This is a genomic window from Patescibacteria group bacterium, assembly GCA_041653535.1.
Lineage (GTDB): Bacteria > Patescibacteriota > Patescibacteriia > JACRDY01 > JACRDY01 > JBAZFH01.
The window spans coordinates 80,750-100,419 of record JBAZFH010000002.1 but is presented as its reverse complement, the minus strand read 5'-3'; the positions used below and the strand labels follow the sequence as shown (position 1 = coordinate 100,419).

Genomic DNA, 19,670 nt, shown 5'->3' with positions numbered 1-19,670 from the left:
TATGACAGAAAAAAAATTTGTCAAACTTTTGGAAGAAAAATTCATTAAGGAAGGTTTCTTAACCAAAAGGGAGGTTGGCGTTGGTTATGGGGTTGCAGATTTAGTCCTATTTAGAGTCAATCCAGATAAGTGCGCCATCAGAAACAAAAACAAACAATACAAAAAAATAAAAAATGAGGAATTTTTTAAAATTTTTGATTACTTGCCAGAGCTAGGCGCTAATAAAAAAGTTGACCTAAACAGCCTAACTAAAAATCTAAATATTCCAAAGGCAACTCTAAAATATAAATATTTAAAAACCCTAGAAAATAATGGCTTTATAAAAAAAGTTGATAACAAATACTATTTCAAGATAAATGGTTGGATGCCCATCGCTAAAGAAATCATTGCCATTGAAGCCAAACTTAAAGATTGGAAAAAGGGATTTGTGCAAGCCAATAGATATAAATCTTTTGCTAATAAAGCATACCTAGCCATGCCAGCTGCTAGAGGTCATCTAGTAGACCGCGAGCTACTTAAAAAACATAATATAGGATTAATTTTATTTGACCCCGATAAGCATACAAAAAAAATAAGTCGAGTAAAAGCCACTCGACCCTTAAATAGGCATAAGTTTAATTTAGCCGCTGAGTTTATCTTAGGAAAACAACAATTAAAAAAATGTTTTTCCTGATATAGTTGGATATATCTTCAAAAAAATTTCTGGCTCGACGATTCTTATATCGTCGACTTTTTTTATATTCTTTAAATGCTTATCGCTTGAAATAATAAATTTTGATTGTACTGTCTTAGCTATTCTTATAAACTCATCGTCATCTGCATCATCGGCGACAAATTTTGAATTTTTATATTTTGAGTCTATAGAAACAACGGTGATGAGGGACTTAAAAGAAATCATTATTTTTTCTGGGGAAAATATTTCATTCTCAAGGTATTTTTTAAATCGAGAATAGTAGACTACTCTTTTTATTTCATTAAAAGAATTCGCACTACCATAAAAATCAACTTTTTTCTCATAAGCCAAGTTGATTATTTTTCTAGCTGTGCCTCTAAAAAGCAATCCTTGAATTAATAAATTTGTATCTGGCACGATTCTCATTTGTTTTTTCTAGCTTCTTCAATTATTTTATCTAAATCCACCGCTTCAGTCTCTCGCTTGCTATAAGACCAGTGGCGTGATTTTTCCAAAACATTCTTCCATCTTAGCAAAAAATCCGTCTTTATAGATAATGCAAAATTTGCATTATATACAGATATTAGTTCAACGGCTTGCTCAATTTTTAATTTAATAAAATCAATTCTCTGGTCACGATTTAAATTGGCTAAATTATCCATCCGCTCCAATTTTCTGTTTAGAAAATGGGCTTTTGCGTTATTCCAGCCATTAGGTATTCCATTATCGCAAATAGAGCAGGGACATTTATAACCAATTTTTCTTAATGATTCATTATTTAAATAATCAAACACCTCGGGCACGTAAGAGAAAATTTTATGATTTCTGCCTCGACTCTTAGTTTCCTTGGATAGCTTTTCTACATTAAATATTTCACCACCGCCCAAACTGCTACTATATCCCCTTGCACCTATAGCACATAATACATCCCCAAAATCACCCAGGTTTAAAATGAAGGTATTTTTATTCTCGGACAAATAAAATGTTAAATAGGCTAAACCCATTAATGAATCATCCACGGCTTTTCTACAATCAAAGCCGTCAAACATCATAAAAAAACCATTTATCTTGTCATTAAAATCATCACGGTATCTTTCTATCAAGTTATTTAGTCCAGTAAAATCATTCAAAACACTTGAGCCCATGTTAATCATGGCATACGCTGGGATATTTATTTTATTTACTTTTAATAATTTTAAAGCGTCAGAAATCATACTTAAATTTATTCCGAATTTGGAATCATTAATGCTGTCAGAATAAATGTAAGGGATAATAATTATATTAGCTTTATTGTTAATCTGATACTCAATATTTTTCCAAACCAATTCATCTCGTCTTAACTTTTCGTTTGTTAATAGCTCTTCAACTCTATAGGGCTTAGCTGGAGCCGTAGGCAACTTCTTAAATGCTTTTTTGCCTATGAATGAATTTTCAACAAAAAAATTAGTGACCGGATTGATAATAAAACTATCTGCAGACGCTCTTATCTTGCCGGATATTTTAGGGGAAAAGGCAACAATATTAGCGTCCATTAAAATAGCTGGCAATTTTATTTTATCTACAAAGCCAGCTTCGTTTTGGATTAATTTTGGTATAAAAATAGGATTTTCCATACATTTTAATGTTTTAATACTCCAGCAAGACTGCGAGTTTAATTATAGCTCATTTTCTGAATAAATACATAACGGGTAAACTCTGGCTGATTTTCATCTTTAAAGAACTAACTAAAAGTGCTAAAATAAGAATATAAATTAAGATTAAAATTAAGATTAATGTATTTAGATAGAAAGGAAACAGAGAGAGTCTGGAATGCCTTGCAAGAAATAAGGAGCTTCTTTGTATCCGAGAAAAATAAAATTAAAATACCATTGCTAGGCGGGTGGGTAGCAAATAAATACAATAAAGGGATAAAGGGTGTAGAACTAACCGAACTTATCAAAGGAAGAATTTGGGCTTTTCAAATATTGCAGAAGAAGGGGGTAATAAAAAATATTAAATACCCACTTGAAGAAGATATTAATGGTTATTTCGAATTTTCTACTAACGAACAAAAATTTAAAAATGAATTTAAAAATTTTAAGAAATCATACAAAACAAAAGCTACCGCCTATCAAAATTCTTTACAAATAAAAAATTTAAAATACCCATCTAATGATAAAACTACCAGTAAAGTTTCTATCAAAAAAGAAGGGAATATTAAATTTTGTTATTTAAATATTGACAGTAGGAATATAAAAGTCGCCAAATATAACACTAGGCAAGGTAGGCTAATAAAACGTCTCTGGGACTATTTTGGCTTAGCCACTTCTACGAATGAGATAATTAATATAATTCAAGAGCCAAAAGACCAAAAAAACGGATTACTGACCGACGACTATAATGAATGGCAAAAAATTGAAAAAATAAAAACCACCATCAAGGAAATACAAAGGACATTAAAAAGAAACGGTCTTAATAAAAGATTCTCTTTCCACGTAAAAGGCAGGAAGGTTTGGGTTGAAAATAAAAAAACAAAAAAGTAAAAGTGGTAATCTTTTTACCTAAAACGTAGAAAGCTAAATAAATAATAGCCAAATTAAGGCTATTTTTTGTTTAATAAAAACCACCTTTTCAACACCGGATAGGTGGTTTTGTCATAATAAAAACAAAATTAATGAAAATTATATGACCCAAAAATTAAATGAAAATGATTATTTTAAGACCTCTGACCTTTCCTTATGTGCGACGCTCGGTTGCCTCGGATATTGCGTAGAAGCAACAGACAAAGAAAACCCACAAAAAATAAAATTCCTTATAAGACGAGACGAGTATTTAGACCAACTAATACAATTATTTTGGGCTCATGGACTAACCGTCGACCCGCTAATTTATTTCAATACTCTTAAAGAGTTAAAAAGCAGAGTTTATGCTGACTGAAACGGCTATAAAAGAATTTCAACAAATATATAAGGATAGCTGCGGGATAGAAATTAGTAGCGCTGAAGCCGCCAAACAAGCTACAAACCTTTTGAATCTATTTAAAACTATATACAAGCCAATCAAAAAATAATGGTCTTTATCTTAATTCAATTATCAATTAACTGAATTAAGATAGCGACCGACGGCGACACCTACACCGAATGATAAAAACTGCTTTGACCGAGACGAGATTCTCGGGCAGTCCCATCTAAAAACCAGGCGAACAAGTGTCTATTCGGGCAGGAGAGCCAGAGGGAGCTATTAAGTATACTTATGACATCAACTAAAAGAAAAACGAGATTTAAAGCCCTGGTGCGTATTGACCCAAAACAAAGGGATTATCTGGACGATAACAGAGACACCAAAACCATTGCTGGTTTTTTAGATAAAATAATTAATAACTACAAAAAGTATGGAAAATGAAAATTCCTTAACTAACAATGATAATCTTGAGGAACTTACTAAATTGAAAGAGAGGATGAGGCTGATACTAAAACCAGTCACCGAACTAGAAATCGAATTGGTGGAAGATATCGCCTTAGATTTTTGGAACCTGCGCAGAATAACAAAATATGAACAAGAACTGATTGATAAACAGGGTAGCTCGCTATACTCCATGAACCCTAACCAAATTAAAGCTCTCACAGAGCACAAAAAGGCAATATCCAAAAACATCGAGGATTCTGAAAAAAGATTATATGGACTCAAAAGCATGCGCCCACGAACACAAGAGGAATGGCGTTCATTATTCGACAAATAAAGCACGAAAGTATTGATTTATGCCTAAAACAGCGGTAGAATATCAATACAACTTTGTGCGTCAACACTTAGGATGCCCTCATCCTCGGCTAGTGTTGACGCACATACGAACGCAAGTTCGTAAAAACCGATGGGTGGGGGCTTTTTAGTTGTCAAACTACAAAACGAGGTAATTTTGAATAAATCTTAGTAGCTTTATCTAGTTTCGAGCAGTTTTAGTAGTATGGCTATAAAATTAATTAATAAATAGACATTTATGCGAAGATTCGGCTATTGCGTTCTTTGTAAAAGGAACGTCACCTCAAAAAGGCATTTTACTTTCGGCACATTTATCGCCGTATTGGTCACCGGCGGACTTTGGATTTTTATACTGCCTTTCTATCGGAAAGGTTGCCAATTTTGCGGAAACAACCGACTAACAAACCCCAAGGAAGATAAAGAGGGCAAAGAAGGCGAAACGACAAAATAGAGGCAAATATGACTAATTTGGAAAATTTAGACACTATAAAGTACTTCGTTTATGCTAGAAAGTCTGAAGCCGCGGAAGACAGGCAAGCCTTATCTATTCCCGCGCAGCTTTCAACTAGTGAGGAGGCGGCGAAAAAGTTTAGTTTAAACAGCATACATATATTCAAAGAATCCATGTCGGCTAAAAGCCCAGGGCGCCCAATTTTCAATGAGATGATTACGAGAATAGAAAACGGAGAGGCGCAGGGTATAATCTGTTGGAAATTAGACCGCCTAGCTAGGAACCCAATAGATGGTGGCAGAATTAATTGGCTTTTGCAGCAAGGTATTATTAAACACATTAAAACTCCCGAGAGAGACTACTATCCAGGAGACAATGTGCTTCTTATGAATATGGAGTTTGGGGTAGCGAACCAATTTATTATCGACTTACGCCGAAATACAATTAGGGGGCTGATGCAAAAAGTAAAAATGGGGTGGTTGCCTGGAGCTAAGCCAGGGTATTTACCAGACAAACTCTCCGAACAAGGGGACAAGAAACTCCTACCCGATACCGCAAGGTTGCCATTAATTAAAAAGGCTTTCGAGTTGATTCTGACCCAAAAATATACTGTCGCTCAAGTGTTAGACAAGATGAATAATGAATGGGGATATTTAACTCCTAAAACTAAAAGACAGGGTGGCAGACCAATGGCTGAGAGTACTATCTATAGAATTTTGGCTGACCCATTCTATTTTGGAAAATTCCAATATAGGGGCGAGTGGTACAAGGGGGCACATGAAACAATCATCACAGAAGATGATTTTTGGCGCGTACAAGAGATACTGGGTAGAAAGGGTAAGTCACGCCCTAAAACGCATAATTTTGCGTTTACGGGGCTTATACGCTGCGGAGAGTGTGGCTCTATGATAACTGCGGAGGAAAAATTCAAGAAACAAAAAAACGGCAACGCCCACCATTACACCTACTATCGCTGTGGCAAGGGGAAAAATGTTTGCCCGAAGTGTAGCCAAAAAACCCTCGAGATAAAAGAGCTCGAAAAACAAGTTGACGCTTATTTAGAAAAAATACAAATACCAGAAGATTTTAAAAACTGGGCTATAAAATGGCTCAACAATCTTAATGATGGTGAGATTAAGGAAAGAGAAATAATCCGAGCCACCCAACAAAAAGCTTACGATAATGTAGAAAAGAAATTAGACAGCCTGCTTTCAATGAGAATAAGTGAACTAATAAATGATGCCGAATATACTGAACGGAAAAATAAACTTTTGCAAGAGAGGGAAAAAATGGCTGAGCAATTAAAAAATTATGAAAGCCGAGCTGACAACTGGAGGGAGAACGTTGAGAAGACTTTTGAATTCTCTTGCTATGCGCGTCATTGGTTTAAAAACGGCGACTTAGATACTAAAAAGACTATCTTAATATCTTTAGGCTCTGGTTTTATTTTGAAAGACCGTCAATTATCTTTGAACCTGCAAAAACCCTTTGAAATTGTAAAAACTGGGTTGGAAGAAATAAAAACCTTAGAACCTGTCCAAATTGGCTTAATTTCCAAAACAAAACACTCTTCCGTAAAGAAGAGTGCCTTGTGGGGTGGCTATCGGGATTTGAACCCGAACCGCGACTTCCACAGAGTCGAGTGCTAACCATTACACTATAGCCACCATATTCAAATACTAATTAATAATTGTTAATTATCTCCGCGCCCGCTAGGAATCGAACCTAGATTTAAAGCTTAGAAGGCTCTCGTTCTATCCATTGAACTACGGGCGCATAAAAGAAACAAACGAAATTGCGCCCACATATCTATCCATTGCTTGTCCGCCGAAGCCCGCCGCAGCGGACAAAGGAGGAAACTACGGGCGCATAATAACAAATAATCAAATTTTTTTCAATAACGTTAGTATATTTTAGCAGATTTTTCCATAAAGTCAACGACCAAAATTATATATCCATAAAACACAAATACTCTATTTGCTCCCTATATACTATATACTAACCACTATATACTCATTTCTTCATCTTCCTTCCATGAAACGCTTTATAAACCTCTTTGAGATGCTGATCGGCAATATGAGTGTACACTTGCGTAGTAGTAATCGATGAATGTCCGAGTAAACTTTGCACGGAACGGATATCAGCGCCGGAAGTCAATAAATCAGTGGCAAAACTATGACGCAAAGTGTGCGGCGTGATTTTTTTGGTAATACCCGCCATCTGAGCATATTTCTTGATTATCCGCTGCACCGACCGTGGCGTCAGATGTTCAACTTCTTCTAAAATATCTTTTTTGGTGCCGCTAACACCAGACCTGGACTGCCTCGCCCTGTCATGACTGACAAACATAAACGGCGAAGCATCTTTGCGATTTTCCAAATATTGTTTAATCCAATATTTGGCCTGGTTGGAAAGAAAAACTATTCTCAGCTTATCTCCTTTACCGCGCACGGTGAATTCGTCTTTATTCAGATTCACCTGATCTTTTCTAAGATTAACTAATTCGGAAACACGAAGCCCGGTGGCAAACAACGTTTCCAGCATTGATTTGTCGCGCAGCTGGATGATTTTTTGCTCATCAACTTGCAACGGCGCTTCGAGAAATTTACCAAGATCGCTCCCTTCCAAATATTCGATCTGGCGTTCGGACTGTTTGGCCAGCTCGATTTTTTCCGGAGACAAAGATTTGATATCATTTCTAGCAAGAAATTTGAGAAACGTCCGCAGAGCAATCAGGTGATAATTTTGCGTGCTTTTTTTAAGCTGCTTTCCTCTGTCATCAACGGCACGGTTAAGAAACAACCGATACTGTCTGATAGCCTGCGAATCAATATCTTTAACATCAAAACTCTTCTGTCGTTTAATCGCCCAATCAAAAAAACGCCGCAGATAAAAATCATAGTTGCGGATAGTCGCCTGCGATCGTCCACGCTCGATTTCCAGATACTCGAGAAAATCGGTGATTAGGTTGTTTCCAGTTTTCGACATAACAATGTGTTTATTTTACGACACTTACTCAAATGGCGCAAGCCTCCCTTTGACTTTTAACCAACTGCTTCTATAATAATCCTATCCTCCTAACAACATGAACGAACGCCAAAAACTCACCATCTACCGCCAAGCCGAAAAAGAACTGATCGGTTTTTTTCGCGTTTTTGACGATTTATGCAAACGTTGCTTTGATAAAAGTCTGGAAATGGTAAAAGAAGGACGCTTTATCGACCGCGACGAAATGTGTTGCTGCCTGCTCGATAACCAAGTACAGGATCATTGGAATTTTATCGACCGGGCGCAGAAAGCCATGAACGGTCCTGGCTGGAGTAAAAAACTGGCCGAAAAAAATTCCAACTGGCTAGAAGTAGGCAAACGCCGCCTGCCCGGTAACGGTCCTTGTCCGGCATTGCGCCGCAGTGGCTGTGCCCTAAACTCTTTTCGCGTGCCGACTTGTTCCACTCAGCTTTGCCCCAAGATGCTAAGGATTCTGAACAACCTCGGCATAGTAAAAGGTAAAACCGCCGCACCAAGACAGTTTGAAGAGTTCGGCAATCTATACTCACCGCTCAACTACCTTTTCGGTTTGGAAAAAAAAGAGGCTGCCGCCGAAAAGATAGACAAATTTTTCCAACTGATCCGCGACATGAAAGACAAGTGCAAAGACGTCCCGCCGGAAAAATGGAAAGCCGAAATTGCTAAAGAGATAGAATTTATTGATCGCTCCTAAACCCTGCTCGTAAATTTATTTTTTTATTTAAAGTGACGTAGGCGAAGCAGCAGATGCCAGTACAACATGCGCTAGCAAGTTTACCGCCAAAAGTTTTTAACTTCTTTATTTCTAAAAACTCGGCCTGCCCCCTGCCTACCGGCAGGCAGGCGTCCAGAGGCACAGTGGGAAAAAACCGGCTCGCATCTATCGACAGAGGTTAGTTTGACTGGTTAAAAAACAACCGTCCGGAAATGTTTCCGAACGGTTTTTGATTTTATGTTCACGGCAACCTACGTCGTCGCGACCGGGGTTTTGGTAAATTTACCGTACTCCGGATGGATCCGATATTCAAGAATCTCGGTCAAACTGACGTGACTGATTCTTTTTACCTTAAATCCAATTTTGGTCATGATCTGGGCGACAAAAGTCGCTACCATGTCCGTTTCGTCCGGGCTAATTTTCCGGGCGATCACGCCGAGCTGGGAACTAACAACGGTTTCTCTTTTTTGCCGCGCTTCGCAGTCCAAGGCGAAACAAATCTCAATCCGCGGCGGCAAATCTAAACAGAAAAAAGAAACCTTCCATCCTGGATTAGCGACCAAAAAATCGTCCACTAATTTCTTTATCTCAGGCACGGTCTGTTTTACAGCCTGTTCGATTGCCGCCCAATCAATTTTAGCATTTTCGTGCTTTCTGGCGCGGTTTTTTAAGTCCCGCCATTTTTTCGGATCATAGCAATCCGCTCTCGGAATCGCCTGAGTGTCCTCATCCGTCATATTTGCCTCCCTTGTTTTTGACAACTGTTATTTTGAAACTAACAAAAAAATAATAAAGCGTCAATTACGGCAACCTTTGATAAAACCCAACATACTACTTAAAAAATACATTGACAAAGACCATAAAACGACATAATCTAACAATATAGCCAATACTCGCAAAAGGAGGTGCCAATGCCAAAAAAAGGACAGAAACCCGACCATCCACTAAAAAATCTTCTGGAAGACGTTCTGCTCGATAACAGCAACCAGGTCGACGTGATGAGCCCGGACGAATGGCAAGTAGCCCAAGCCGCCGCCGGGAAAATACCGTCCAAACCGATGCCCGATCTTATCAGGATTAAAATCGAAGAAATGGCGGCTACGAACCAAGCGGGCGAAAAGTAAACACAACCAATTTTAACGCCACCGGATAAAATCCGTATGGCGTTTTTCGTATCTATAGCAAGTCTGCGAATCTAAATAGCTAATAATACTCCTCCCGACGTCCGTCTTGACTGAACCTGTATCCTATGATATTGTTCTATTACTTAATTAATAGACGGCTGACTGGGTTTTCGGGACTTGCAACCCTCTACTCGGCGGCGCGCCAAAACCAAGGATTTATGCTAACCAAACAAAAAAAGGACAGAATTATCGCCAAGTATCGCACTCACGCCAGTGACACCGGTTCTTCGCAGGTTCAGATTGCTATCTTGACCGAAGAAATCAAAGAACTCACTGGTCACCTCAAAGATCATAAACATGACTATTCGTCTCGGCGCGGTTTGATCAAAAAAGTAAACGAACGTAAGAAACTTCTCAAATATCTACGGAAGGAAAATCTGGAAGAATGGGAAAAGTTAGTTAAAGCTCTAAAAATCAAAGTAAGTAAAGAAATCGCCGAGGAAAATAGAAAGGCTGAAGAAGACGAACTCGGTTTACCGGTTGAAGAGCTGGAAGAAGCGGTTGAGCCGGTCAAAGAAGACGCTCCTTAATCTATATATTTTATGGAAAGCCCGGCTCCGGGCTTTTCTGATTTTTAGCTCATTTTTTAACTAGTCTTTTTTTCAAAGTCAGTTTCAAAAATTTATAACTTAGAACCAATTTAAAATTCACGTTTTATGATAAAACATAAAGATCAAAGAGTCGGCGTGCTGGTTGATACGCAAAACATGTATCACTCGGCAAAAAACCTTTATCACGCCAATGTTAATTTCAAAGAAATACTCAAAACGGCTATTGGCGAACGCAAATTAATTCGTGCTATCGCTTATGTCATTGAATCAAAAAGCAAAGAAGAGTCTGGATTTTTTGGCGCGCTGGACAAGCAAGGTTTTGAAGTAAAAAGCAAAGATTTGCAAATATTTTTTTCCGGAGTCAAAAAAGCCGACTGGGATGTCGGCATCGCTGTTGACGCTATCAAACTTGCCGACAAACTGGATTCGATCATTCTGGTCTGTGGCGACGGAGATTTTATCCCGATGGTAAAATATCTCCAGGAAAATAAAGGCTGCATGGTGGAAGTTGTCGCTTTCGGCAAAACCACTTCGGCTAAACTGATTGAAGCGGCTGATGACTTTATCAACCTGGACGACAACCCACGGAAATATTTGATCGGAAAAAGGTAATATCAACGAGTAGTGGGTAGCGAGTAGTGAGTAAAAATATCTGCTCTGTACTCGCTACTCACTACCCGCTACCAATTAAACAATCCGGCCAATAACATTGTTGTTAGATGACCTGACTATTTTTGTAGTCAGCCACGTAACAATAATCTGCGGCCGGGCTAAACAAACTAAATATGTCAGAAGTGAAAAACTTCTCTACAGAGTTTGCCGGCCAAAAACTCACAGTAGAAGTAGGGAAACTAGCCCTACACACCAATGCCAGCTGTACCGTCCAATACGGAGATACGGTTATTTTGGCTACGGCCGTTATGTCACCGGAACCGCGAGAGGGAATAGATTACTTCCCGCTCATGGTTGATTATGAAGAAAAAATGTACGCTGCCGGCAAAATCAAAGGCAGCCGCTTTATCAAACGCGAAGGCAGACCAACCGACGAAGCCGTACTCTCCGGTCGTATGATCGATCGCGGTATGCGCCCGCTTTTTCCGGAACAGTTGCGCAATGAAGTCCAAGTGATACTCACCGCGCTTTCCGTTGATGGTGAAAACGATCCCGATGTCGTTGGCATGATCGCCGCGTCGATTGCCCTGCACATTTCCAATATCCCATGGAACGGACCGCTAGCAGGTATCCGTGTCGGACAAATCAACGGCGAATGGGTACTCAACCCGACTTATACCGCCAGAGAAAAATCCGTTTGCGATATCGCTTTTTCTATGACCAAAGAAAAAGTAATGATGTTTGAAGCCGCGGCCAACGAAATCAGCGAATCTGACTTTTATAACGCCGTTGCCTTTGGCATGAAACACGGCAAAAAATTAATTGAATTCATAGAAGAAATTCGCGCCGCGGTAGGTAAGGAAAAAATCTCAATGACCGAAGTAATCGAAGAAAAAGCCGAAGCTGAATTTCCCGAAGAAGAAACTCCGACAGAAGCCGTGGAAGCGGAAAAAGCTTATGAAGAAATCGAAGCTGAGACCCACACCTTTATCTTGCAAAACCTTGACCAGTATCTTTTTAACACCCCAAAAGGAACTAAAAGAGAACGCCATATCGTCCTAGATGAGTTAAAAGAAAAGGTAGAAGCGATGCTGCTAGAAAAGCAAGTGAGCAAAGAGAACCGTAAAAAGGTCCTGAAAGATTTTGATAAATTTATCGAAGTGCAAATTACTAAAGCGATACTGGAAAACGACCAACGTGTCGACGGACGTAAACTTGATGAAATCCGCCCGCTGGCTTGCGAGGTCGGTCTGCTCCCGCGCACTCACGGCTCAGCGCTGTTCAATCGCGGCGAGACTCAAATCCTTTCTACCGTGACTCTTGGTTCACCTGGAGATGAACAGACTCTCGACTCAATGGAAGAAGACGGCAAAAAACGCTACATGCATCATTACAACGATGCTCCATATAGCTATGGCGAAACTGGCCGCATGGGCTCTGTTGGCCGACGCGCTATTGGTCACGGCGCTTTAGCGGAAAAAGCCTTGATCCCGGTCCTACCGGCCAAGGAAGATTTCCCTTACACTATTCGCGTAGTCTCTGAAGTTATGAGTTCCAACGGTTCGTCCTCTATGGGATCAACCTGCGGATCGTCTCTGGCACTAATGGACGCCGGCGTGCCGATCAAAAAGCACGTCGCCGGTGTGGCTATTGGTCTAGCTAGCGATGGCAGTGGCAAATATAAACTACTGACCGATCTACAAGATCTAGAAGACGGAGCTGGCGGTATGGATTTCAAAGTTACCGGCACTCGCGACGGTATTACCGCCGTCCAGATGGATACTAAAACCGACGGTCTTGATCTAGATATTATCGAACAAGCTTTATCTCGCGCCAAAGCCGGTCGCGAAAAAATCCTCGATGTCATGGAACGAGTAATTCCGACTCCACGAGCAGAAATGTCACCTTATGCTCCACGTATCGTTTCCTTTTATATCAAAGTTGATAAGATTCGCGAAGTTATCGGACCTGGCGGCAAGGTGATTAATGAAATCATTGACGCCACTGGCGTACAAATCGACATCGAACAAACCGGTCTAGTGATGGTAACAGGTATTGATCAGGAAAAAGTAAAACAAGCCGTTGATTGGATCAATAATATCGTCAAAGAAGTCCAAGCCGGCGAAGTTTACGAAGGTACTGTTGTTCGAATAATGGACTTTGGCGCCTTTGTTGAAATCCTACCAAAGCAAGACGGTCTAGTGCATATTTCCGAGCTAGCAGCCGGTCGGACTGAAAAAGTTACCGATGTGGTAAATATCGGCGACAAGGTCAAAGTAATTGTCAAAGAAATTGACGATCAAGGTAGAATTAATCTCTCGATAAAACGACTGGATCCAAACTACAAAGACGATCCACGCGCGGCTGGCGGAGAGCGTGACAATAACCACGGTCGTAACAACGGTCCTCATCGTGGTGGTCCTCGCAAACCAAGATTCTAAACTTTACCCTTAAATAAAAAACGTCCTGTTTATAACGGGACGTTTTTGTTTTCTAACCACGGTTGAGTATATAGGGGCTGGTATATAGTATTTAGAAAAACGCCAGTAACACCGCGGACTACACGGGAATACTTTTGACTTTATTTTTAAAAAGATAAAATGCTAAACCTCGGGGGTTCTGGGGTGGCGTTGCCCCGAGCCGAAGTCCGCCGCGGCGGACGAGGCGGGTTTAGAGAACCGTAAGGTGCTATAAAACTCGGGCTTATGCCACCCCAGAAAATCTTTTGATACTTTCTGTTTGCAGAAAGTATCCGCCGCCCGCGCAGGGCAAAAGGTTATAAAAAACCCCGTACATCTTTGTACGGGGTTTTTGGTGCTGAAAAAAATTATTTCACGTCATAGACGGCGGATGCGCCGCCATAAAGAAACGTGCATTTGCCGCCGGAACAAACTTCACGCTGCATCTTGATGCTTTCAAGACGCAGAAATTGATCAGGAGACAACGACATGTCTTCCCGATAAGCGTTATCGGCGGCAGCGCGGGACTTTTCCGCCAGCTTGCGTTGGTCTTCCGCCAGCTTCCGTTGTTGTTCGGTCAGGATACGCTGCTGTTGCTCAGCAGTCGCGATCCGTTGCGATTTGATCGCGTCGGGAGGATTCGCCTTTCCAATCGTCACTCCGATAAGGGCGACCGGAACAGTCTTCTCTTTTAGATACTTGGTCATCTCCTCCGACACCTCCGCGTCGATAGCGTCGATGGCAACGGTATTGATGGCCGTCTCGTTCATGCCATGCTTACGCACGGCCTGCCGAACTCGATTCATAAATTCCTTCTCGACGTTCAACTTATACCAGTCGGCGCCGAAGTTTTTGACCAGACTAACCGAATCCAGAACCTGGAGCCGGATCACGCTATCGAAATCCAGCGGAACGCCATCACTTGACATCAAATCGTCAAAATGAATGGCAAACTGCTGCGGCGACGTCGAAACGATCACCGCGTGAGTGCTCGGCGCCACGTATTTCAGACCGGTTTTAACGGGCGTCGGGTCGATACCACCGGAGCCGAAAATCCACGGCTGTTTGACAAGCACCGCTTCCTCGCAGGCTTTAGGAGCGACCGTGCAACCGATCAACGACACGACGAAAATAACCACACAAAAAAAGAACGCCATTTTCATCTTCATCTCAAGTCTCCCTTGGTTTAGCGAGCCAAAAATTGGCTCTGTTCACTTTCCCGAACCTTTAACAAAACATTATTTTCTACTCTATATTCAATTTTCAAAAGGCATCGTCGCAGCTTAATATAAACACATTTTTTTGTCAATACTGAGCCTCAATTTATGTGTCTTTTATATTTCTATAGTTGCCCCCGTTACTCTATTACCCTGTTATTTGTTATAATCAAACCATGATCCAGCGTCTACTCGCAAAACTCAAACTCATCCGCCCTCGCCACCTGGCAACAATCTTATTTTTACTCGCCATCATTATAATATTCAGCGGGATTTTATTTTTAGCTATCAGTCGCAATCGTAATGGTGACAACCTAGCGCAATTTGTCCCCGCTGACGCGCAAATATATATACATCTTAACTATTTACCCCTGGAACAAAGCGGTACGCCGGCGGAAAAATTTTTCAGTATATTTTTTGATGATATTGATGAAAGAATGTCTGGACTACCGCCTTTTGACATCTCTGTTGTCAAAAACCACATTGACCGGGAAATCGGACTTTATTTAAACAAAGACGATAATTGGTATTTTGTTATCAAAATACTAAAACCAAAAGAAATAAAAAATATTATTTCCGGACAAAAAACAATAATATTCGCCGGCAGCCGCTATTTGATCGCCCCTCTGGACACCTCTGCTCCTGCCCCGACCATAATCAAGCGACAACAGTCGATCGTTAAAAACAATCGCTGGCTATCTGCTTACGATCGTGGTTTGTTAAAAATTTTTTTACGCCCTGAAATATTACAAAAAAACCTTTCTTTTCCCATATTTTCTTCCCTTTTACAAAACTACCTCAAAAACAACGACATAAAAGCTTTTTACATATCGGCAGATAAAAATTTTAACTTTAACATTAAATCAAGTATCGATTTTGGTAAAGGCGCCAACCTAATCACCAAAAAATTGCCGCCAAGTACAACTTTTTCTATTGCCGCTGAAAATTTTTTGAATTTTTCCCGTCTTTTTTCCGTTCAGCTACAAAAATTTTCACCAAAAGAATTTTTAGACCTATTCAGCACCTGGCAAGCATATGAACAAACTTTTCGGTTTTCTTTTCCGGAAATAGAAAAATATTTGGACAATCAAACACAAATCATTATTACCAAAGAAGATAACAAGCTGTTTTATACTTTTATCATAAAAAACAAAGACAAAAACTCGCTGGAAACCGTTAATAGGATTCTACAAAACATCCTCGCCCACCAGTATCCCGAAAAAGTAAAAAGGTCGCTACCGGATAAATCAATATACACCGAGTTAGTAGCTAATCCCAAAAGATTTGACGCCAAAACGGAAATAATCGGAAAATACGAACTAAAATACCTAGAGGCGCCAAAACTAAAAATTATTTTTGGGCAGATTGATGACGTCTTGATTCTCTCAACATCGCTCGACGCCACTAAACAGCTAATAAACGGCGAAAAAAACATTAATTTAACCTCTTTTTGCCAGAAGATTGCTAATCCACAAATGTTTTTTAACTTCCAAGAAACCATGGCTAATAATTTTTTGGCTAGATATAGGGAAGTTTTTAGTATTTCGGCATTCAAAATGACCGATTATGGTATATCTGGCTGTCTAAAATAGTTTTATTTAAAATTAAATAAATTTTTAAATCAATCTTTATCCACATTTTTTCATTATTTGTGGATATCCTGTTAACATCTTGATTAAAATTTAAAGTAAAAAAGAACAGAAAATAAAAAATACGTAAATATCCACATTTTTTTTCATCTAAACTTAAACAAAAAACAACACTTGCGTAAATTGATGTGGTTTAAAATATATGGTATAATACATGTGTAGATAACTTCCGTTATCTATGCACCAATTTACTCGATCTTATTTAAACCGGTAAGAAGCTCCCTTACCCAACAAAAAACAAAAAGCAAAATGGTAGAAGTGCTAAATCCACTATTTACCAAGATCCGGTGAATCGGTAACGTTTTCAGGGGCAAAAAACGTTTTGAAAAATCATCATTGTTCGGGCAAAAAGTCTATTTATGAGTCGTCCACCACTTGCGGGTAACCAATGTTGCCAATAAGTGACGGACGACCATAAAGTGTTTCCCGAGCGCATAAGGCGCGGCAACCATGTATTAATACAAATTTGGGTTATAGCTTGCGCCTTTTTGTTTTGTCTAAATTTTAACCAATATTGACAAAAGCTGCTGTTTTGAGATAATTACGCCTACTATCCAGCCGAACACTGGCTATTTAGTATCTGTTTAGGCTATAATGAGGTAAACAAAACAAATCTTTATATGAACAAGAAAACTTTAGAAAAAATAAAAAACGACCTTTTGGAACGCAAAGAAAAAATAGAAAAGGAATTATCGGTCTTTACCGGCGGTAATGAAGACGCCACTGATTCTAAATTTCCCGAATTCGGCGACAAAGAAGATGATAATGCCGCTGAAGTTGCGGAATACAGCGATAACCTTCCGATCGAAGAAAGCTTGCAGGCCAGCTTACACGATATTGAAAAAGCGTTAAAGCATATCGATGATGGCACTTACGGTATCTGCAAATACTGCGGCAAACCGATTGATGAAAAAAGGCTGCTTGCCCGTCCGTCTTCTTCCGCATGTATATCATGCAAAAATCGCCTAACTAAAGTGTCTTGAAATCAGCCATGAAAACGCTGCGAATTACCGTTTTAAACCTAGTCATTTTCATTCTATTTGCCTTTGACCGATTAATAAAATTTTATTTGCTAAAAAATCCCGAAGTGATTCGGGATTTTAAAATATTCACCTTACAGTTTTGGCAAAACGAAAGAATGGCTTTTAGTCTCGACCTTTTTGGCAGCGATAGTCAAAAAATTATTTCGGCCATCACCGGCGTGGTTATTTTATTTCTCGTCTACATAACTATCAAAGAATACCAAAATAAAAAAGTTTCTGCAGCTATCTTTTTGACTATTATCATCCTTGGCGCGCTATCCAACCTGATCGACCGGCTGGCTTACGGGGGAGTGATTGATTATATCAATTTTAATTTCTGGCCGGTGTTCAATATCGCCGACATCTTGATCGTGGTCGGCGCCGCGGGCTATTGTCTAAAGCAGTTCGATATAAAAAAACGAACTAGCAATTAACAAGCAAGTATTTAGGTCTTGGTATCTAGTATTTGGCTAACCGCTAAATACTAAGACCTATATACTAATTAAAAAACCCCATGCTGTTGAAGCACAGGGGTTTTGTTGATGATTATTTCTTTTTTTTCTGCTTGATGGGTTTGCCCGAAATCTTTTTGACCCAATCACCGCGACCATCTCGGAAAAGACGGTTTAACTTGGCGGGAAAAGGATCTTGACCTTCGGCGCATAAACCAAAGCGAACGAAAAACGGCGCGCTATACCATTTGTCTCCCTGACCTGCCAACTGAATCAACTGGACGTAATAAAACTCTTCAACAGTGTAGCTACGAAGAAGGTTTCCAAAAAAAGGATCAGCGTCCGCTCCTACGTATTTGTTAAACCAACCGTAACGCGCCACCTTGGTTACCGTGTAGCTTTTGCCCGGTTTCAACGAGGTGGGCAAAAAGCCTGCTCCTTCTGGCCATCGGACCATAATAGGGCCATGCCAAGCATCAATGCACGGACGATGAATCCAAATCTGTTCGTCTTCCTCGACTCTTTCGGTTGGACCAACAACCCGCAACGGAGTGATCTTATCGCCAACGGCAAAACCCGCTACCGGCGCAGCTTCCTGTATTCCTGACAACATGCGCCAACGAACAGCCAGACGGTATTCCTGCTGTTTGGCTTTTTCGATTTCCTTTTTACTCCTCTTATCTCCATAGAGTTCATGTTGCCTTTTTTCCTTGGCAGTTTTTTCTCGCGCTTCGAGGTCAGCCATCATCTGTCGTTCTGCTTCTCGAAACGCCTCTTCTGAACCAAACATTTCGATAACAAGATTGTTTTTTGACGGTCGCCCCTCAGAAAAATCGCCACCAGAGTAATTGACGTGGTTAACCCCTCGTCTCAACATCGCGCCCTCCTTTCAAGTAATTTGACACCTGATATTTTAAATTTTCAAATAACTAACGTGATGATTTTATATCTTAACATATACATTCAACCCGTCAAACAAAAAGGTATGCAAGGGTAAGTCGCGAAGCGATCCCTTTGGGATATACGGTATGCAGGAAATAAACCAAGCTCCTGCATACTTAAAAACCCCCATGCTATTGAAGCACAGGGGTTTTGTTGATGTTTAACGCTTACCGTCCGGACCGCCTAACAACTCGTAAAAGTCGTGATATGGAGGATGTCTTACGTGCCGTCTTAAAAAAATATGACATGAAGAAACGACCAGGATATCCCTCGACCTCTATTAAAAGAAAGTCATAGAACTCCAGAGTCTCCTCGCAAAGCTGAAACGTGGACTCCCAAACTCCGCGGGTTTCTTTTTTTACTGCCGACACCGTGTAAATATTGTCGGGACTAGCCAGTTCAAAAGGAATATTTTCCTCATACAAACCTGGACCGCTAATAGTTACACCGCCATTTTTTTCCCTTTGCATCTGGAGAAGAATATTATCCGTTAATACCACTCGATCACCAACACTAAACTCGTGAAACTGGTAAGGACAGTCATTTTCCATTTTTTCCTCCTAGCAGACAATCAGCAACCGTACAATCAACCACAACAAAACGATATGCATGGTGTTGTCGGTCACGGTGTAGACAATACTAGTGAAAGCGACGTCAAATTCGCGGTATTTGTCGGTCGAAGTATAGGCTGCGACAAAGGTACGTCCACGGATCATCTTTAACCAAGCGCCACCGAGTGACCAGCGGTCGATGGGGTAGTGGCTGACAAAAACCAACACAATAAAGAGCGGGTCTACCCACCAAGCAAAAAGGCAAATAGTCGCAGTGTAGATAAAGCAATGAATCAAGCATTGCTTAACCCCGGTCCAGCCTTTATCAGATTTGCGCAACGCCATATGTTTGGTTTGCAGCAGATAGTCTCCGACCAGATGCCCTAATACGATTCTTATAAAGATATCGTTCATGGCAAATCTCCTTTTT

The 19,670-nt window shown here is 40.2% G+C and carries 20 protein-coding genes, 2 tRNA genes and 1 pseudogene; 13 read left to right on the top strand and 10 right to left on the bottom strand.

Translation table 11 applies throughout. The features are described from left to right. Window position 1: 1 nt before the first annotated feature. Complete coding sequence (locus WC310_02335) at window positions 2–673, top strand: hypothetical protein (GenBank protein ID MFA5358640.1); 672 nt, start codon at window positions 2–4, stop codon at window positions 671–673. Here WC310_02335 and WC310_02330 read toward each other — a convergent pair. Both WC310_02330 and WC310_02325 read right to left on the bottom strand, forming a co-directional pair. After that, window positions 653–1,099, bottom strand: a complete 447-nt coding sequence (locus WC310_02330; protein ID MFA5358639.1) for a putative toxin-antitoxin system toxin component, PIN family — start codon at window positions 1,097–1,099, stop codon at window positions 653–655. The two genes, WC310_02335 and WC310_02330, sit on opposite strands and share 21 nt — an antisense overlap. Further along, on the bottom strand, window positions 1,096–2,286 hold the full coding sequence (locus tag WC310_02325) for a hypothetical protein (protein MFA5358638.1): 1,191 nt from the start codon (window positions 2,284–2,286) through the stop codon (window positions 1,096–1,098). Before WC310_02325 ends, WC310_02330 begins: the two co-directional genes overlap by 4 nt. A gap of 159 nt (window positions 2,287–2,445) precedes the next feature. Here WC310_02325 and WC310_02320 point away from each other — a divergent pair, with 159 nt between their 5' ends. The 4 genes from WC310_02320 to WC310_02305 all read left to right on the top strand — a co-directional run bounded on the left by WC310_02320 (window position 2,446) and on the right by WC310_02305 (window position 4,391). Beyond that, window positions 2,446–3,195 carry a hypothetical protein gene (locus WC310_02320; protein MFA5358637.1) on the top strand — a complete coding sequence of 250 codons (750 nt, stop codon included), beginning with the start codon at window positions 2,446–2,448 and terminating at the stop codon, window positions 3,193–3,195. A gap of 383 nt (window positions 3,196–3,578) precedes the next feature. Continuing rightward, window positions 3,579–3,722 (top strand): hypothetical protein, encoded by a 144-nt coding sequence (locus WC310_02315; protein MFA5358636.1) that lies wholly within the window; start codon window positions 3,579–3,581, stop codon window positions 3,720–3,722. Window positions 3,723–3,904: 182 nt separating this feature from the next. Next, complete coding sequence (locus WC310_02310) at window positions 3,905–4,054, top strand: hypothetical protein (protein ID MFA5358635.1); 150 nt, start codon at window positions 3,905–3,907, stop codon at window positions 4,052–4,054. Further along, the gene (locus WC310_02305; protein ID MFA5358634.1) at window positions 4,044–4,391 is read left to right on the top strand and encodes a hypothetical protein; all 348 of its coding nucleotides are present in this window, start codon (window positions 4,044–4,046) and stop codon (window positions 4,389–4,391) included. Before WC310_02310 ends, WC310_02305 begins: the two co-directional genes overlap by 11 nt. A gap of 2,060 nt (window positions 4,392–6,451) precedes the next feature. On the opposite strand, the gene WC310_02300 is transcribed toward WC310_02305, so the two are convergent. The 3 genes from WC310_02300 to WC310_02290 form a co-directional block, all read right to left on the bottom strand. After that, a tRNA-His gene (locus WC310_02300) sits at window positions 6,452–6,526 on the bottom strand. 37 nt (window positions 6,527–6,563) lie between these two features. Further along, window positions 6,564–6,635: transfer RNA gene (locus tag WC310_02295), tRNA-Arg, on the bottom strand. Window positions 6,636–6,872: 237 nt separating this feature from the next. Then, a complete protein-coding gene (locus tag WC310_02290; GenBank protein MFA5358633.1) occupies window positions 6,873–7,847 on the bottom strand; it encodes a tyrosine-type recombinase/integrase in 975 nt (324 codons plus the stop codon). Between the two features lie 97 nt (window positions 7,848–7,944). On the opposite strand from WC310_02290, the gene WC310_02285 reads away from it, so the two are divergent. Then, entirely contained in the window at window positions 7,945–8,580 is a 636-nt protein-coding gene (locus WC310_02285; protein ID MFA5358632.1) for a hypothetical protein, read from the top strand. 272 nt (window positions 8,581–8,852) lie between these two features. Here WC310_02285 and WC310_02280 read toward each other — a convergent pair whose 3' ends face one another. Next, window positions 8,853–9,338 carry a hypothetical protein gene (locus WC310_02280; protein MFA5358631.1) on the bottom strand — a complete coding sequence of 162 codons (486 nt, stop codon included), beginning with the start codon at window positions 9,336–9,338 and terminating at the stop codon, window positions 8,853–8,855. A gap of 174 nt (window positions 9,339–9,512) precedes the next feature. Here WC310_02280 and WC310_02275 point away from each other — a divergent pair, with 174 nt between their 5' ends. The 4 genes and pseudogenes from WC310_02275 to WC310_02260 all read left to right on the top strand — a co-directional run bounded on the left by WC310_02275 (window position 9,513) and on the right by WC310_02260 (window position 13,389). Beyond that, the gene (locus tag WC310_02275) at window positions 9,513–9,725 is read left to right on the top strand and encodes a hypothetical protein (GenBank protein MFA5358630.1); all 213 of its coding nucleotides are present in this window, start codon (window positions 9,513–9,515) and stop codon (window positions 9,723–9,725) included. A 218-nt stretch (window positions 9,726–9,943) separates the two neighbouring features. Next, window positions 9,944–10,204 (top strand): annotated as a pseudogene (gene rpsO / locus WC310_02270) (30S ribosomal protein S15). 237 nt (window positions 10,205–10,441) lie between these two features. Then, entirely contained in the window at window positions 10,442–10,948 is a 507-nt protein-coding gene (locus WC310_02265) for an NYN domain-containing protein (protein ID MFA5358629.1), read from the top strand. 173 nt (window positions 10,949–11,121) lie between these two features. Beyond that, window positions 11,122–13,389, top strand: a complete 2,268-nt coding sequence (locus WC310_02260) for a polyribonucleotide nucleotidyltransferase (protein ID MFA5358628.1) — start codon at window positions 11,122–11,124, stop codon at window positions 13,387–13,389. Between the two features lie 386 nt (window positions 13,390–13,775). On the opposite strand, the gene WC310_02255 is transcribed toward WC310_02260, so the two are convergent. Further along, on the bottom strand, window positions 13,776–14,576 hold the full coding sequence (locus WC310_02255; GenBank protein MFA5358627.1) for an SPFH domain-containing protein: 801 nt from the start codon (window positions 14,574–14,576) through the stop codon (window positions 13,776–13,778). Window positions 14,577–14,800: 224 nt separating this feature from the next. Between WC310_02255 and WC310_02250 the strand changes: the two genes are divergently transcribed. From WC310_02250 to lspA, 3 genes are all read left to right on the top strand, one after another. Next, window positions 14,801–16,216, top strand: a complete 1,416-nt coding sequence (locus WC310_02250) for a hypothetical protein (protein MFA5358626.1) — start codon at window positions 14,801–14,803, stop codon at window positions 16,214–16,216. A 677-nt stretch (window positions 16,217–16,893) separates the two neighbouring features. Then, on the top strand, window positions 16,894–17,256 hold the full coding sequence (locus WC310_02245; protein MFA5358625.1) for a TraR/DksA C4-type zinc finger protein: 363 nt from the start codon (window positions 16,894–16,896) through the stop codon (window positions 17,254–17,256). Window positions 17,257–17,264: 8 nt separating this feature from the next. Further along, on the top strand, window positions 17,265–17,729 hold the full coding sequence (gene lspA, locus WC310_02240; protein ID MFA5358624.1) for a signal peptidase II: 465 nt from the start codon (window positions 17,265–17,267) through the stop codon (window positions 17,727–17,729). Window positions 17,730–17,841: 112 nt separating this feature from the next. Here lspA and WC310_02235 read toward each other — a convergent pair whose 3' ends face one another. The 3 genes from WC310_02235 to WC310_02225 form a co-directional block, all read right to left on the bottom strand. Next, window positions 17,842–18,624: a hypothetical protein gene (locus WC310_02235; protein MFA5358623.1), complete on the bottom strand. Its 783-nt coding sequence runs from the start codon at window positions 18,622–18,624 to the stop codon at window positions 17,842–17,844. A 232-nt stretch (window positions 18,625–18,856) separates the two neighbouring features. Beyond that, a complete protein-coding gene (locus tag WC310_02230) occupies window positions 18,857–19,240 on the bottom strand; it encodes a hypothetical protein (protein MFA5358622.1) in 384 nt (127 codons plus the stop codon). Between the two features lie 9 nt (window positions 19,241–19,249). Beyond that, complete coding sequence (locus WC310_02225; GenBank protein MFA5358621.1) at window positions 19,250–19,654, bottom strand: DUF3307 domain-containing protein; 405 nt, start codon at window positions 19,652–19,654, stop codon at window positions 19,250–19,252. Window positions 19,655–19,670: the final 16 nt, after the last annotated feature.